This window comes from Williamsia sp. z34 (genome assembly GCF_059553395.1).
In genome coordinates this window covers 125,754-141,309 of the sequence record NZ_JCANWW010000005.1, presented here as the reverse complement: position 1 = coordinate 141,309, position 15,556 = coordinate 125,754, and the positions used below count along the sequence as shown (strand labels likewise).

Below are 15,556 nucleotides of genomic sequence, written 5' to 3'. Positions count from 1 at the left end.
CAGTGTCTCAGGGCCCGTCGTCAGAGGAATTCGCGCCACCTGCCTGCACACGCGCCGGTTGCAACGGGCGCGAACGCACGTATGTGGCGCGAATTTGCGGGGGAGCCGTGGTCTGGAGTCGGGCCCGCTGAGCGACCCAGACGAGCAGGCTCAGGATGAGTCCGACGAGATAGATCCAGGCGTCGAGTCGCTCGCCGAGCAACAGGGCCGACCACACGATCGTCAGGAGGGGCTGGATCTGCTGGAGCTGGCCGATCCGGGCGATGCCGCCGCGGGCCAGACCGCCGTACCAGGCGAAGAATCCAAGGAACTGCGAGATCACGGTGAGGTAGACCATCCCGGCGACCACGGAGGCGGTCAGCGACACCGTCCCGAACAGCATCCCGACGACCGCGGCCGGGATCGACAGCGGCAGCAACAACACCAGCGACCACGAGATGCTCTGGGCCCCGCCGATCCGCTTGGCGACCGAACCACCGCAGGCGTAACCGAATCCGCCGCTGATCGTGGCCAGCACCATCCACAGGTGGCCCCAATCCAGCGAGAAGCCCCCGAGACCCTCCGGACTGGTGGCGAGCAGGTACGCGGTCAGGACGACAACACCGGCGCCGGTCGCCATCCAGAACACCGGCGGCAGGCGCTCACGGCCCACCAGCGCGGCAAACGTCGCGGTCAATGCGGGCAAGAGCCCGTTGATGACCGCGGTGGTGGCCGAATCGATGCGTTCGAGCGCCAATGACGAGAAGAGCGGAAACCCCACCACCACACCCATTCCGGAGCACACCAGCAACACCACATCGTGGCGTCCGGGCATCGACGGACGCCGCATCAAGAGGTAGACCAGGGCCAGCAGGCCGGCGAAGGCCGCCCGCAGGGCGGTCACGGTGTAGGCATCGATTCCGGCGACCGCGAGTTTGTTCATCGGCAACGAGAAGCTGAAGGCGAGGATGCCGAGTCCGCCGAGCAGGACTCCCGCCGGGAGGATCCGGGGCCGGCCGGCGTTATCCGCTATCGCCATTCCGGGCGAACCGTTATCATCTGTGTTCATGTTGAACGATAGCGGAGTATCGGTTCTCCGCGAAAGTCTTCGGGGCATCATCGCCGAAAGCCGCCCCGGCACGCGACTCCCATCCGTCCGCGTGCTCCAGGAACAGCACCGGGTGTCACCGAACTCGGTACACCGCGTCCTGAGAGAACTCGCCGCCCTGGGCCTGGTCGACGTCCGTCCCGGCGCCGGTTCCTTCGTCGCGGCCGCACCCCCGCCGCATACCCCTGCCGACACCTCCTGGCAGGAACCGATACTCGGCAGCCGAGTACCCCCGGAACTCACGAGGACACTCGACCTGTGGCGGATTCCGGGATCGGATGTCATCCGTCTCAAGGGCGGCTACCTCGACGACGAACTGATCCCCCGCGCAGCGCTCGACGCCGCGATGACCCGCGCGATCAAACGCATCCCGAGTTGGGGCCGTTATCCGGTCGAGGGCAGCGACGAACTACGCCGTTGGTTCGCCTCCGAGATCGACGGCGTCCACGCCTCCGAGGTGATCGTGACCGCAGGCGGTCAGAGCGCACTGTCGGTCGCGATCCGGGCCCTGGTCCGTCCCGGAGATCCCATCATCGTCGAAAGCCCCACGTACACCGGCATCATCGCCGTCGCGCGCAACCACGGGGCGGACGTCATCCCGGTACCCACCGACTCCGACGGCATCCGGACCGACCTGCTCGCCGACGCCATCGAACGCACCGGTAGCCGCCTGGTGGTGCTGCAACCGGTCTTCGCCAATCCAGGCGGCGCCACCCTCTCGAGCAGCCGTCGCCGCGAGGTGTTGTCGCTGGCGCAGCAGCACTCGCTGTTCGTGATCGAGGACGAATACGCCCGCTACCTCGGTATCGACCGCGAGCCACCGGCTCCGTTGATCAGCGGCGACCCGAATGGTCATGTGGTACATATCCGTTCCCTGACCAAACCGGTGGGGCCGGGCATCCGCGTGGCGGCGCTCTACGCCAGGGGCCCTGCACTGGCGCGACTCCGGGCCGCCAAGACCCTCGACGACTTCTATGTGTCGGGGCCGATCCAGGAGACCGCGGTGGAGTTCTTGCGGTCACCGGCCTGGCCCCGCCACAACCAGATGGTCCGGCGGGCACTCGGGCAGCGCCGAGATGCCCTGGTGGGGGCGCTGACCCGGCTGATCCCGCAGATCTCCGTAACCGCGGTGCCACACGGCGGGATGCACCTGCTGGTGCGGCTGCCGGACGGTGTCGACGACCGTGATGTCACCGCCGCCGCACACGCCGAAGGTGTCCTGGTCGGAGAGGGCCACCCCTGGTTTCCCGGCGGTTTCGATCACTCGCATCTGCGCCTGACCTACGGCGAGACACCGGTTCCGATGATCGGGGAAGCGGTGGCCCGCCTGGCCCGGGTCCTGAACCCTTCCGAGTCCGGAGTCACCGGATCCGGCGCCCACACATCAGTCCGTTAGGGTCCGTTCATGACCCGCGGGCACTGGATCACGCTGTGGCTGACCAGCGCCACCCTCTCACTGGTGATCACCGCGCCGCTGCTGGGTTCCGGTCACCTGTTGATCGCGGACATGGTCAGCACGCCCCGATCGCATCTCACCGATTCGACGATCGGCCTGGGAGTCGGCGCCCCACGCGCAGTCCCGCAGGATTGGTTCATCGCGCTGGCCTCGCAGGTGGTCGACGGCGGGCTCGTCGTGAAGGTGCTCACGACGCTGGCGCTGGTTCTGGCCGGGGCCGGTTACGGTCGCCTGGTCCGGGTGGCGCTACCCGGGGTCGGCCTACCGGGCATGCTGGTCGGTACCACGATCGCCATCTGGAATCCCTATGTCGCAGAACGTCTTCTGCAGGGACACTGGAGTCTGCTGTTCGGTTACGCCGCAGTCGCCTGGATCTTCTTGTGCGCGAACCGGGTTCGCCGACACCCAGATTTCACCGGCTGGTCGATGCTGGCGGCCACCCTGGCCGTGGCCGGCCTGACGCCCACCGGCTCGATGCTCGCCCTGTTCACCCTGATCGCCGCGCTGGTGGTCCCGTCCGCGATCGGCGATCCGGGCCGGGTCGCCGTGCGGACCGGGGCGGTGACCGCGGCGCTGTGGGTGTGTTCGGCACTCCCCTGGATCATCTCCTCGCTGCTGGGATCCGGCACTGCCACAGCTGATCCGGCCTCCGTGTCGGTCTTCGCCGCCCGCGCCGAGCCCGGCCTGGGCACGGTCGGTTCGGTGCTCGGGCTCGGCGGTATCTGGAATGCCGGCGCCGTCCCGGCCAGCCGAACCTCCGGCTGGGCCGCGGTCGCGACGGTATTGCTGCTGATCGTCGTCGCCGCGGGGCTGCCTGCGCTCTGTCGCCGCCGGCGCAATCCGCTGGTGTCCGCGGCCGCGGCCCTCGCCGTGGTGACGATGGTGCTCGTCCTCGCAGCGGCCACCGCTCCGGGCATCGCGGTCCTCGAGTGGGCGGTGGACACCATCCCCGGTGCAGGTCTGCTGCGTGACACCCAGAAGTGGACCGCACTGGCCGTCCCCCTGTATGCGCTCGCCGCCGCCGCAGCGGTGCAGACGTGCGGGCGATGGGTGCCACGGGCGTTCGCGGCCACGGTGGCAGCGGTTCTCATCATCGCGCCACTGCCCGACCTCGCGTGGGGTGTCGGCGGCAAGCTCACCGTCAGTACCTATCCGGCCGACTGGCAGCAGGTCGCCGACCTCATTCCGGCCGACGAGGGCGACGTCCTGCTGCTACCGACCGGGATGAACCGGCGCTACGAGTTCACCGGTCACGTCTCGCTCGACCCGGCGCCCCGGCTGCTGCGCGCCGACGTGCTGCAGACCGGAGAACTCCTGGTCGGCGGCACGGTTGTCGATCGCACCGATTCACGGGCCACCGCCGCGGAATCGGCTCTGCTATCGGGTGCCTCCCCGGAGGTCCTCGCAGATCTCGGTGTCGGGTGGATCCTCGTCGAGGGCCGGCTCCCTGCCGAGGCACCGGCCCAGCGGACGCTGGCCGGGACCACCCAGGTTTTCGACGGTCCCGACCTGCGCGTCCACCGGATCCCCGATCCTCGGACGTTCTCCGCTTCCGCCGTCGACCGGGCACTGGTCTGGAGTGCGCACCTGTTGTGGATTGTGCTGATCGCCAATGGGTTTGTGGTGATTGTGCTGCAATGGGCGCACCGATCAAGCCGCCGGAAGAAGGTCAGCCAGTGAACGACATCGAAGCCATCAAACAGGTCAAGTACCGCTACCTGCGGGCCCTGGACACCAAGGCGTGGGACGACTTCGAAGACACACTCACCACCGATGTCACCGGCGAATACGGTGAAAGCCTGTCGTTTCGCGACCGCACCACCTTGGTGGACTTCATGCGTTCGTCGGTGGGCCCGGCGGTGATCACCGAACATCGCGCCGATCATCCGGAGATCACCGTGGACGGCGACGAGGCAACCGGTCAGTGGTACCTGCAGGACCGGGTGATCGTGACCGACTTCAAGTTCATGCTGTTCGGCGCGGCCTTCTACAGCGATCGCTACCGTCGGACCCCGCAGGGCTGGAAGATCTGCGCCACCGGCTACCAGCGCACCTACGAGGCGACGCTCTCGCTCGACGACGTGCCGAGTTTCACCTGCAAACCCGGAGCGGCACTCAACCTTTGACGAGTCCGGAGATCGGCTTGCCGGCCACTGCCGCGGCGAGCACCTGGGTGACGCCGGTCGCGGCTGCCGCCCACGAATAGCCACCGGCACGCTCGCGCGCCTTGTTGCCCAGATCCTGGCGCCATGCCGGTTCGTCGAGCAATTGCGCTGTCACAGTGCCGAGTTCGTCGATGTTGTCGACCAGCACGCCGGTCACCCCATCGACCACCGAATCGGTCAGACCACGCGACGACCGATAGCCGACGGTCGGGACGCCGTACCCCGCGGCCTCGATCACCGCCAGCCCCCAGCCCTCGGTACGCGAGGGCATCAGGTGTACCGCGGCACCGGCCAGGAGCTGATGCTTGCGCTCCTCGCTGACGTGCCCGTGGAACACCACACGCTCATCGATCCCGAGGTCAGACGCCTTGGCCCGCAACTCTTCCGACCACCATCCGTCGCCGATCACATCGAGCATCACGTCGGGACGGGTCACCGAGATCCGGGCCGTCACCTCGAGTGCGTGTTCGATCTGCTTGTGCGGCACCAACCGGGACAGCACACAGAGCCGAGGTGAGTCGGACTCGATCGGCACATCAGGTACGGCAACCGGCGACGGATCGGTCCCGGCGCGAACCACGGCCACCCGCTCGCCATCCACACCCATCGAGACCAGATCCTCCGCCGAGGGAAGGGAGACGGTCAGGTATTGCGCGTCGCGATGTACCCGCGGCGAGAGCCACGACTCGATGAACCAGCCGACCTTGCCCATCAGCGCACCGGCCACCGGCCATTGCCGTTTGTGGCAGTGATGCACCAGCACCACCACCGGCGCCGGGCTCACCCAGCGCGCAAAGAACGGGATCCCGTTCTGGGTGTCGATCACCACGTCGGGGTTGATCCCGGCCAGCGATCCGCGGCCGATACGGGCGGCCAGGATCGCGGCCATCGCCCGTGGGTACACACTCAGGCGTCCACCACCCCGGGACACCGTCATCCCGGCCCGCGACTCGGTGGCCGGAGCACCCCGGTATCCCGCAGTCCGGAATGTCACCTTCACCCCGCGACCGGCCAGTTCGGCGCCGACCCGTTCGAGGTAGCGCTCGCTGCCGCCACCCTGCGGATGGTCACTGTCGCGCCAACACAGCAACAGCACCTCACGCAGAGGTGCCTTCGGTGGGGTGGCGTCGACGGGTTTCACTTCCAGACAGGGTAGCGGCCGCGGCCGCGGACCTGCACCACCCGTATCCTTTGGCCCGTGAACGCTGCCACTTCCCGAGCGCAAAAGCGGGCAACGTTGCCGCGATCGGCTGCTCTGCTGAACCATTTCCGATACGAACAGCCTGATCCGGACCGGTTCTACGGGGCACTGGCCGACGACTCCGTCGAACTCATCGAGGCCTTGCACCAAGACGTCAACCACACCGGACTCGAGGGATTGACCGTCCTCGACGTGGGCGGCGGCCCGGGTTACTTCGCCGAGGTGTTCCGATCACGTGGCGCCGATTACGTCTCCGTCGAACCGGACGCCACCGAGATGCACGCGGCCGGACTCCCCCAACCCGCCAGTGTCCGGGGCTCGGGCATGGCGCTGCCGATCTTCTCGGGCAGCGTCGACATCTGCTACTCGTCGAACGTGGCCGAACACGTGCGGGATCCGTGGACGATGGCCGAAGAGATGTTGCGGGTCACCAAACCCGGCGGACTGGTGTTGCTGAGCTACACCCTCTGGTACGGCCCATTCGGCGGCCACGAGATGGGTCTGACCCATTACTTCGGCGGTGCCCGGGCCGCTCGCCGGTACACCCGCAAACACGGTCATCCCCCGAAGAACCTCTATGGCACATCCCTGTTCAAGGTGACCGCGGCGGACGGTCTGCGCTGGGCCCGTTCGGTCCCGGCCGAACAGGCCACGCTCCTCGCCGCATTCCCGCGCTATCTGCCCGGCCGGATGTGGTGGATCATGCGGGTGCCGGTGCTGCGAGAACTCCTGGGCAGCAACCTGGTCCTGATGTTCCGCAAGAACTGACCGGCGACCTCGCGTCGAAAATGCACCAAGCCCCTGCACCGGGACACGGCACAGGGGCTTGGGCACAGCGGATCGGTGACGACCCGCTGTCGGGATGGCTATTCGGCGATCGCCTCCAGCGGTTTGGTCTTGGCCGCGCGCGACGCCGGCCACAACGCGGCGGCCACACCCACAAAGGCCGCCCCGACGAGGGTGATGATGATCAGACCCGTCGGCAGGACGGGATCTCCCAGACCCCAGTACCGCAGGGTCCGCACCAGCGCCCAACCGAACGCGACACCGAGCACGACGCCCAGGACCGCACCGAAGATCGCGATGAGCAACGATTCGACGTAGATGGTCCGGCGCACCTGCCACCTGGCCATGCCGATCGCCCGCAACATACCGATCTCTCGTTTGCGTTCGATCACCGACAGCGCCAGCGTGTTCACGATGCCGAGCACCGCGATCACCAGCGCGAGTCCGAGCATCGCGTACAGCACACTGAGCATCTGATCGATCTGCGACGACTGCTCGCCCTTGAACTCCGACGGCGTCTGGACCTTCACCGTCAGATAGTCGGCGGTGACGTCCTCGATCCGTTCGCTGATCTGATCGACATCGGCACCCGGAACGGTCTTGACCGCCGCGAACACGTCCGTCCGCAACGGTTCCGGGATCAGCCGCTCATAGGCGTCGGTGCCCATCGCCCACGGATCGACCAGCGGGTTGTCCTCGAAGATGCCGGTCACCGTCACCGGGACAACAGTTCCGTCATAGTTGCTGAACTCGACGACGTCGCCGACCTTGAAACCGTTCTCCTTGGCCACCCGCTCGCTGAAGATGATGCCGTCCGGCTCGATCGTCGTCGGACCGTCGACCATCTTGTAGGGGGTCACGGAGTACATGTCGCCGTTCGGCGAGAAACCGAAGACCGATTCACCGTCGGCCTCGGCCTGGACCGCACCGAACGACACCACGGATTCGACACCGTCGATGTCCCCGATGGCCTCACTCACCAAGGGCGAGAACCCACTTCCCTGTGAACCCGAGACGATCAGGTTCGCGTTCAACCCGGTGTCGATCGCGTCGTCGATCGTGCCCTTGAAGGTCGATCCGAGCGTGCCGATGACCGCGACCAGCATCAGTCCCAGCGTCAACGCGAACGCTGTTGCAGCCGTACGCCTCGGGTTACGGACGGCGTTGGTCCGGGCCAGCTGCCCGATCTTGCCGAACGGTCGGGCCAGCACCGCACCGAGTGCCCGGACCGCCGGCCGGGACAGCGCCGGGGAGGCGAAGACCACCGCGAAGATCATCACCAGCGCACCGAGGCCGACCGTGGCGGCCGCATTGCCGCCTTCCCCGGACGCACCGATTGCCAGCAACACAATTGCGATGACACCCAACACGATTCCGATGATGGTCCGGACCTTGAGAGAGGCCTGACCGTCGGTCGCACTCTCCCGCATCGCCTCGACCGGCGACACCTTGGAGGCCCGGCGGGCAGGCGCATACGCACTGATCATCGTCACACCGATACCCACCACCAGGCAGGCGATGATCGACGACGGGCCGACCTGCAGCGACGTGCTCGGAAGCCCGGTTGATGCCGTCAGCGCCCGCAGCAACGCCGCGATACCGATGCCGGCGGCCAACCCGACCAGCGCGCCGATCAATCCGACGACGAACGCCTCGAGCAATACCGAGCGGGTGACCTGTTTTCGGCTCGCGCCGATCGCCCGCAGCAGAGCCAACTCTCGCACCCGCTGGGCGACGATCATCGAGAAGGTGTTGTAGATGATGAACGTTCCCACGATCAGACCGATGGCGGCGAACGCCAGCAGGATGTAGTTGAAGACATCGAGGAACTGGTTGACGTTGTCTTTCTCGTCCTGCCGGACCTGGTCGCCGGTCCGCAGCTTGTAGTCGTCGCCGAGCAGGCCGGCCACCCGCGACTTGAGCTCGTCAGCGCTGACCCCGGCCACCGCCTGCAGATCGATCGTCTGCGAGTGCGAACCATCGGTGAACAAGTCCCGCGCCGTCGACTCGAGGAACTGCACGTTCGTGAAACCACTTGTCGCCCCGGGAATATCGAGGATTCCGACGATCGTGACCTCCACCGGCGCATCGCTGCCCCGGCTGGTCGCGACCTTGGTGGTCGAACCCACCTGCAGGTCGGCGTCCTCGGCGGACGACTTGTTGAGGGCCACCTCGTTCGGCGCCTCGGGTGCGCGACCTTCGATGAGGTCGCTCTCGACATCCGACAACCGCTGCTCCGGCGGCACGAAGGCGCTGCCGACACTCGGCGCACCCCCGGTCTGCAACGCCTTACCGTATTTCTTGGCGATGGTTGCCGGTCCGGAATATGTCGGCAGGATCTTGGCGATACCGAGTTCGGACTTGTTGTCCTGCAACTGGGTCAGCACCGAATCCGGGACGCCGGACGAGTTGGAATCCTTGGGCGAGACCTGGGTGTCCACCCCGAGCGCGGCCTTGTCGAAGATCCCGTCGAAGGCAGAGGAGATCGTCGCGGTGAAGACCATCGAGCCGGCCACGAACGCCGTGCCCAGCACGACCGACAACACTGTCAGGACGAGCCGGAGTTTGTGTGCCGCAAGGTTTCTCAGCGACACCTTTCGCATGGTGTTCGAGGCCATCACAGCTCCCGGGGAGCTTTGGCGAAGCCTCCGGTCGACGGGGTCTCGTCGAGGTTCTTCATGTATTCGAAGATCTCGTCGGCGTCGGGGTTCCGGAGTTCCTGGACGATCTGACCGTCGGCGAGGAAGATCACGCGATCGGCGTAGCTGGCCGCCCGCGGATCGTGGGTCACGATCACCACGGTCTGGCCGAACTCGCTGACCGAGGCCCGCAGAATGCTGAGCACCTCGCCCGAGGAACGGGAGTCGAGGTTGCCGGTCGGCTCGTCACCGAAGATGATCTCCGGTCGGCCGACCAGCGCGCGCGCACAGGCGACCCGCTGCTGCTGTCCACCGGACAGTTCGCTGGGACGATGGTCGAGGCGATCGCCGATGCCGAGGCGGCCGATGACGGTGTCGAACCACTCCTGGTCTGGCTTGCGGCCGGCGATGTCGATCGGCAGCGTGATGTTCTCACGTGCGGTCAGGGTCGGCACCAGGTTGAACGACTGGAACACGAAACCGATCCGGTCGCGGCGCAGCATCGTCATCTGTTTGTCGGACAGGCCGGACAGGTCGGTGTCGCCGATGCTCACCGAGCCGCTGCTCGCGGTGTCGAGGCCGGCCAGACAATGCATGAGCGTCGACTTGCCGGAACCCGACGGGCCCATGATCGCGGTGAACTCACCGCGGACGAAGTCCACGGAGACACCTGCGAGCGCGACCACCTGCGTGTCGCCGCTGCCGTACACCTTCCTCAAATCGGTCGCGCGGGCTGCAACTGCGGTCGGTGGGGCAGTCATGTTCTGGCCTTTCTCGATGTCGGGTCAGTGATGGACGAACTCTGGCGTCGCCGATTCGCGATGAGCGGATACAGCGAAAGATGCCGGCCTGTCGGGCAGTACAAATAGTGACTGCCCGGGCGCCCCCGAATCATCGGGGACCACCCTGATCTTTCCCCCCACATCCTCCGCCGGCCGCGTTCGCCACCGATCTGGATTCGTCCTGACAAGTAGGGATGAACCCGATCATCACACGCAACCGATTAACGATCCACCTCAATAATGCACAAGCACCCACAGGCGGTGCCTGTAGGTGCTTGTGCGAATGCAATGCGGTCTGAGGAGACCTCGGACTACTCGGCGCCCAATCGCTGCTTGAGGGCGTCGAACTCGTCCTGCAGACCGGTGGGCAGCTTTTCGCCGACGAAGTTGAACCACTCCTCGATCGACGGGATCTCGCCGAGCCATTCGTCGTTGTCGACCGCGAGGGCCTCGGCGACGTCTGCCGCGGACACATCGAGTCCGTCGAGGTCGAGCGACTCGGGGGTGGCCACGATCCCGATCGGGGTCTCGACACCGCCGGCCTTGCCCTCGATGCGTTCGACGATCCACTTCAGCACGCGGCTGTTCTCACCGAATCCTGGCCACAGGAAGCGCTTGTCGTCGCCGCGACGGAACCAGTTGACGTAGAAGACCTTCGGCAGCTTGGACTCATCGGCGTTCTTGCCGAGGTCGATCCAGTGGTTGAGATAGTCGCCCACGTTGTAGCCGAGGAACGGCAGCATGGCCATCGGATCGCGGCGGATGGCACCGACGGTGCCCTCGGCGGCTGCGGTCTGCTCGGAGCCGACCGTGGCACCCATGAAGACACCGTGCTGCCAGTTGCGGGCCTCGGTGACCAGCGGGACCGTGGTCTTGCGACGGCCACCGAACAGGATGGCCGAGATCGGCACACCCTGCGGGTCGTCCCACTCGGGAGCCATGATCGGGCACTGTGCCATCGGCGTGCAGTACCGCGAGTTCGGGTGCGCCGCGGGCGTATCGGAATCCGGCGTCCAGTCGTTGCCCCGCCAGTCGATGAGGTGCTTGTGCTCGCCCTCGAGCCCCTCCCACCAGATGTCGCCGTCGTCGGTCAGCGCCACGTTCGTGTAGAGCGTGTTGCCGGCCTCGATGGTCTTCATCGCGTTCGGGTTGGAGCTGTAGTTCGTGCCGGGAGCGACACCGAAGAAACCGAATTCGGGGTTCACCGCGTACAGCCGGCCGTCTTCACCGAAACGCATCCAGGCGATGTCGTCGCCCAGGGTCTCGGCACGCCAGCCCGGGATCGTCGGCTGGATCATCGCGAGGTTGGTCTTGCCACAGGCGCTCGGGAACGCGGCCGCGATGTAGTAGGCCTTGTCCTCCGGGCTGATCAGCTTGAGGATCAGCATGTGCTCGGCGAGCCAGCCCTCGTCGTGTGCCATCGCCGAGGCGATCCGCAGCGAGTAGCACTTCTTGCCCAGCAGCGCGTTGCCGCCGTAGCCGGAACCGTAGGACCAGATCTCGCGGTCCTCAGGGAAGTGGGTGATGTACTTTTCCGAGTTGCACGGCCACGGCACATCCTGCTGGCCGGCTTCGAGCGGCGCGCCCAGCGAGTGCAGCGCCTTGACGAAGAACCGGTCCTCACCGAGGGCGGCGATCACTTCGGGTCCGACGCGGGTCATGATCCGCATCGAGAGCACGACGTAGGCGGAGTCGGTGATCTCGACGCCGAGCTTCGGGTCGTCCGAGCCGAGCGGTCCCATGCAGAACGGGATGACGTACATCGTGCGTCCGCGCATGCTGCCGCGGTAGAGGTCGGTCATCGTGGCGCGCATCTCGGTCGGATCGACCCAGTTGTTCGTCGGGCCGGCGTCGACCTCGTTCTTCGAGCAGATGTAGGTCCGTGACTCGACCCGCGCGACGTCGGCGGGGTCGGAGTGGGCCAGGAACGAGTTGGGCTTGCGCTCCTCGTTCAACTTGGTCAGGGTGCCTGCCGCCACCAACTCTGCGGTGAGGCGATCCCACTCGGCGTCGGAGCCGTCAGACCAGACAACCTGGTCCGGCTGGGTCAGTTCGGCGATCTCCCGCACCCAAGCCAGGAGCTCAGAGTGCGACGTGGGAGCGCTGTCGGGGTCCAAACCAGGAATTGTCGCTGAAGTCATTGTTATCTCTCCTGCTGGTGACCGGCCGGTGTCGGTAACGCCAAGGTGTGCGTCTGCGCCGGTCAGCCCCTCCGTGGGGTGCGTTGTCAGATTACTTCGACCGCACCCGATCCGGTCAATCGGGTACGTGCGTTACGGCACATCTCATCACGCGAGGTGATCAAATACTTGATCGCAGTCCAAGTTACAGCTGTGACAATAATCGCGAAATCGGCTATTCGAGCTTAGCGCTGTCCGTGAAAATCCACCGGCTCCTCCGTGATTTCGCACGTGAGCGCAGTCGTGACCAGGAGGGAAGAGCTGGTGGCACCACCTCCACCGACCGCGGCACCGGGTTCGGTTGGAAGGCCCCGCGCATTCGCTCCTTGTCGGGCCAACGAGTTACTTCACGCAACTAAAACAAGGCATTTCCGATCGAGTTGATCTTCGTGAATATCGGATTTGTTTGCACGACACATTTATCGGGAGCTCACGAATTCCCTATTCGAGTCGACCGCTGTCGGTGGCCGTCCATCGGCCGCTGTCCGGATCGAGCCGTGACGTCCGGTATCCGCCGTCGCGGTTCACCTCGGTGATCAGATCGACCTGTCCGTCACGATCGCTGTCGGTGTAGACCGTCATCCCCGCCGGACCGGTGCGCGTCAGGGAGTCGGCCACCCCGTCTGCGTCGGTGTCCAGATCGGCGGGACCGAGATCCCAGACCCTGTCGTTCTCGACGATCCACAGGTTGTCGTACGGATCGCTCCCCCCGACGAGGTCGGGGGTGATCGCGGCGGCCGCGTGAATTGCCGGCCCCCGATCGACCGGATCGTCACAGAACTCGGGTCCGAACTCGCCATCCATCTCGTGCGCCCCCGGGGGTTGTAGTGGTCGCAGGTCCGATGCCTTGGACGCATCGGAGGAGTCCGTTGGTTCCGCGCCGAGCAGATCAGTGACCGATGGCGACGAGGACCTCGTCGAGACGGTCCCGCGCCCGGACCGCCGCCTCGAGTCGGCGCAGATCCTGCTGCCGTGATTCGGGGGCCGACCGGCGGCCCACCCGGATCCGCATGTCGAGTTCGGCCACCTGGTCGGACACCGTCTGCGCCCGACGCTCGTAGAACCGCGCCAGTCTGCCGCCGATCACGGATTCGGCGGCCTGCACCTGACGCGCCACATCCTGTTCGAGGCGACCGCGCGTGGTGGCGATCGCTTCGCCTGCCCAGGCCGCCATGGACGTTCGTAACGACGACAGGCGCCGCAACCGCACCAATCCGACCGCGATCGCGGCCCCGAGCAGCAGCGTCAGCGGCATCGCGATCCACTGCAGCGTGTGGACCGCGGAGAGGGGCATGACCAGGAGCCGGCCCAGACCGAGTCCGGCGGAGGCACCGAAGACCACCAGCAAGGCCTCCTCCACGCCTCGACCCTTCGGGGGCACCGGCGGCAACTCGACGGGCACCGACGGGCGGGCCGGCGGTGGTCCCACTGGTTCGAGGCCGAGCAACGCCCGATATTCAAGCGCACTGCGGTCCTCGTCGAAGCGCTGCTGGGCCCGATCCCGCAGTCGGGTGAGCCTTCCGCGGAGCCACCGCTCGAACTCTTCGGCGCCCGGTCGGTTCACTGCGGACGCCCGGGCCGCGGCAGCGGCCGACAGCTCGCGTGCCGCATCGTCGAGTTCGGTGACGGCTGCCGCCCGGATCTGGTTGACGCCCCCGCGCAGCGCCGCCAGCCGGTCGGACCGGCCACGGTCACGGGAGGCGATGACGGTCGCGCGCTGCGCCAGCAGATCCGCGGCCGGGTCGCCGGGCTCGGTCGCGAGTTCGGTGATGAGGTCGTCGAGGCGCCGTTCCGCTTCGAGGGATTCGAGTCGTTCCGGGCGGGCCGGACCGTTCACCTGGTCGTCGAGCCACTCGATCAGTTCATCGAACCCGGATTCGAGCTGGTGACCCGCCAGCGCCGCGGCCGCCGACACGGCGAAGATCGGCATCCTGCCGTCGGGGTCGACGATGCCCCGGTTGACCTTCAGCAACGTCGGCCAATCCCAGTAGGCGTCGATCTTGTTGCAGACCACGGCCACCAGGGACGCGCATCCGCTCAATCGCCGCACCACGTCGACCTCGGTGTCGGACACCCCGGACGACGGGTCGAGGATCAGCAACGCCACCGCCGCCCGTCGCCCCGATTCGGACAACTCCCGGGCCCGCACTCCGTGGTCACCGAGGACCCGGGTCACCGACGTGACCCCGACCTTGCCGGTGCCGCCGACCACGACATCGGTTGCGTCGATGCCGGCCAGCCCGCTTCCGGTCAACTCGGCGACCTCGGCGATGACCGACCTCATCTGCATCACGTCCATCCGAGGGCCTCCGGTGCCGCAGTTTGCCCCACCGTCGCGGCGGCGAGCATCGATCCCGCCAGCAGATCTTCGATCTCGTCGCGCAGAACACCCTGTGCGGCAAGGATTTCGAGTTCTGCTGCCACCCGGCGCAGGCGTACGGCCGGAGCGGCGGCGGCGAAGGCCCGGAGCGGCTCGATCAACGCATCGAGCCCGCTGCGCTGCATGAGCAGCTCGGAGATCTCCGCCGCCGAGCAGCGGGTGTGGCGCAGGACCGCGATCGCGGCGGCGATTCCGTAGGCGTCGAGACGACGCAGCAACGCCATCCGCTGCAGCCGCTGCCCCGGTCCGCCGACGTCGACGAATGTGGCCTGCATGGGCGGCACGTGTTCGCCGGCCGCGGCCATCTCCGAGAGCAGGTCGATCTCATCCTCACCGAGATCGGCGACCACCAGCAGCGGCATCACCGGGATCACCGGTCGGCCCAGTTCCTGGGCGCACTCCGCAGCCCGGGTCCGCGCTGCCGGCCAGGATCCCAGACTGTCCGCCTTCCCCAGCAGCACCAGACTGCCTCGGGGGTCACTGCCCGCCAGCGCCACGATGTCGTCGGCCCGGGGCCAGCCCGCCAGGAGATGGAGCCGGGCGTCGGCGTCCTCGGGGTTGTCGCCGGGGCCGATCGGACTGACGTCGAAGCGGCGGCGCAGGGCGCTGGCGAGCGTGTCACGACCGGTACCGAAACGTCCGGTCACCGCCACCCGCAGCGGACCGTGCAGCTCCGCCACCGACCGCTCGAGGTCGGCGGCTCCCGCTACCCGCGCAGACAACGTCTGCAGCCGAACCGCCAGATCGGCATACGCCGCATCCCCGATCCGCAGATCTGATTGATCCAATTCACCCTCCCGGAGGAAAACCAGCCGCCAACAGGTCAGACGCGGCGCGTGTCGCTATGGTTCCGGTCACTTGCAGGTAACAATCGGCAGGT

Annotated in this window: 12 protein-coding genes; 4 read left to right on the top strand and 8 right to left on the bottom strand. The window is 66.9% G+C overall.

Annotation, left to right across the window (positions count from 1 at the left end; all coding sequences use genetic code 11):
* Positions 1-7: 7 nt before the first annotated feature.
* A complete protein-coding gene (locus tag AC51GT_RS14235) occupies positions 8-1,018 on the bottom strand; it encodes a DMT family transporter (RefSeq protein WP_496329190.1) in 1,011 nt (336 codons plus the stop codon).
* A gap of 28 nt (positions 1,019-1,046) precedes the next feature.
* Here AC51GT_RS14235 and AC51GT_RS14230 point away from each other — a divergent pair, with 28 nt between their 5' ends.
* The 3 genes from AC51GT_RS14230 to AC51GT_RS14220 are packed head-to-tail and all read left to right on the top strand — an operon-like array spanning position 1,047 to position 4,669.
* The gene (locus AC51GT_RS14230) at positions 1,047-2,483 is read left to right on the top strand and encodes an aminotransferase-like domain-containing protein (protein WP_496329189.1); all 1,437 of its coding nucleotides are present in this window, start codon (positions 1,047-1,049) and stop codon (positions 2,481-2,483) included.
* A 9-nt stretch (positions 2,484-2,492) separates the two neighbouring features.
* Positions 2,493-4,223: an MmpA family trehalose lipid delivery protein gene (locus tag AC51GT_RS14225; RefSeq protein ID WP_496329188.1), complete on the top strand. Its 1,731-nt coding sequence runs from the start codon at positions 2,493-2,495 to the stop codon at positions 4,221-4,223.
* Positions 4,220-4,669 (top strand): nuclear transport factor 2 family protein, encoded by a 450-nt coding sequence (locus AC51GT_RS14220; RefSeq protein ID WP_496322654.1) that lies wholly within the window; start codon positions 4,220-4,222, stop codon positions 4,667-4,669. Before AC51GT_RS14225 ends, AC51GT_RS14220 begins: the two co-directional genes overlap by 4 nt.
* Here AC51GT_RS14220 and AC51GT_RS14215 read toward each other — a convergent pair.
* On the bottom strand, positions 4,659-5,813 hold the full coding sequence (locus AC51GT_RS14215; protein WP_496329354.1) for a glycosyltransferase family 4 protein: 1,155 nt from the start codon (positions 5,811-5,813) through the stop codon (positions 4,659-4,661). The two genes, AC51GT_RS14220 and AC51GT_RS14215, sit on opposite strands and share 11 nt — an antisense overlap.
* A gap of 93 nt (positions 5,814-5,906) precedes the next feature.
* On the opposite strand from AC51GT_RS14215, the gene AC51GT_RS14210 reads away from it, so the two are divergent.
* On the top strand, positions 5,907-6,677 hold the full coding sequence (locus AC51GT_RS14210) for a class I SAM-dependent methyltransferase (RefSeq protein ID WP_496329187.1): 771 nt from the start codon (positions 5,907-5,909) through the stop codon (positions 6,675-6,677).
* A 98-nt stretch (positions 6,678-6,775) separates the two neighbouring features.
* Here the strand turns inward: AC51GT_RS14210 and AC51GT_RS14205 are convergent, their stop codons facing one another.
* The 6 genes from AC51GT_RS14205 to AC51GT_RS14180 form a co-directional block, all read right to left on the bottom strand.
* Entirely contained in the window at positions 6,776-9,313 is a 2,538-nt protein-coding gene (locus tag AC51GT_RS14205) for an ABC transporter permease (RefSeq protein WP_496329186.1), read from the bottom strand.
* A complete protein-coding gene (locus AC51GT_RS14200; RefSeq protein ID WP_496322651.1) occupies positions 9,313-10,095 on the bottom strand; it encodes an ABC transporter ATP-binding protein in 783 nt (260 codons plus the stop codon). The genes AC51GT_RS14205 and AC51GT_RS14200 overlap by 1 nt, the downstream gene beginning before the upstream one ends.
* 332 nt (positions 10,096-10,427) lie before the next feature.
* Complete coding sequence (locus AC51GT_RS14195) at positions 10,428-12,257, bottom strand: phosphoenolpyruvate carboxykinase (GTP) (protein WP_496322650.1); 1,830 nt, start codon at positions 12,255-12,257, stop codon at positions 10,428-10,430.
* A 480-nt stretch (positions 12,258-12,737) separates the two neighbouring features.
* Positions 12,738-13,100 carry a DUF6802 family protein gene (locus AC51GT_RS14190; protein ID WP_496322649.1) on the bottom strand — a complete coding sequence of 121 codons (363 nt, stop codon included), beginning with the start codon at positions 13,098-13,100 and terminating at the stop codon, positions 12,738-12,740.
* An 85-nt stretch (positions 13,101-13,185) separates the two neighbouring features.
* Positions 13,186-14,595: a hypothetical protein gene (locus tag AC51GT_RS14185; RefSeq protein ID WP_496329185.1), complete on the bottom strand. Its 1,410-nt coding sequence runs from the start codon at positions 14,593-14,595 to the stop codon at positions 13,186-13,188.
* Positions 14,586-15,464 carry a hypothetical protein gene (locus AC51GT_RS14180; RefSeq protein ID WP_496329184.1) on the bottom strand — a complete coding sequence of 293 codons (879 nt, stop codon included), beginning with the start codon at positions 15,462-15,464 and terminating at the stop codon, positions 14,586-14,588. The genes AC51GT_RS14185 and AC51GT_RS14180 overlap by 10 nt, the downstream gene beginning before the upstream one ends.
* Positions 15,465-15,556 lie beyond the last annotated feature (92 nt).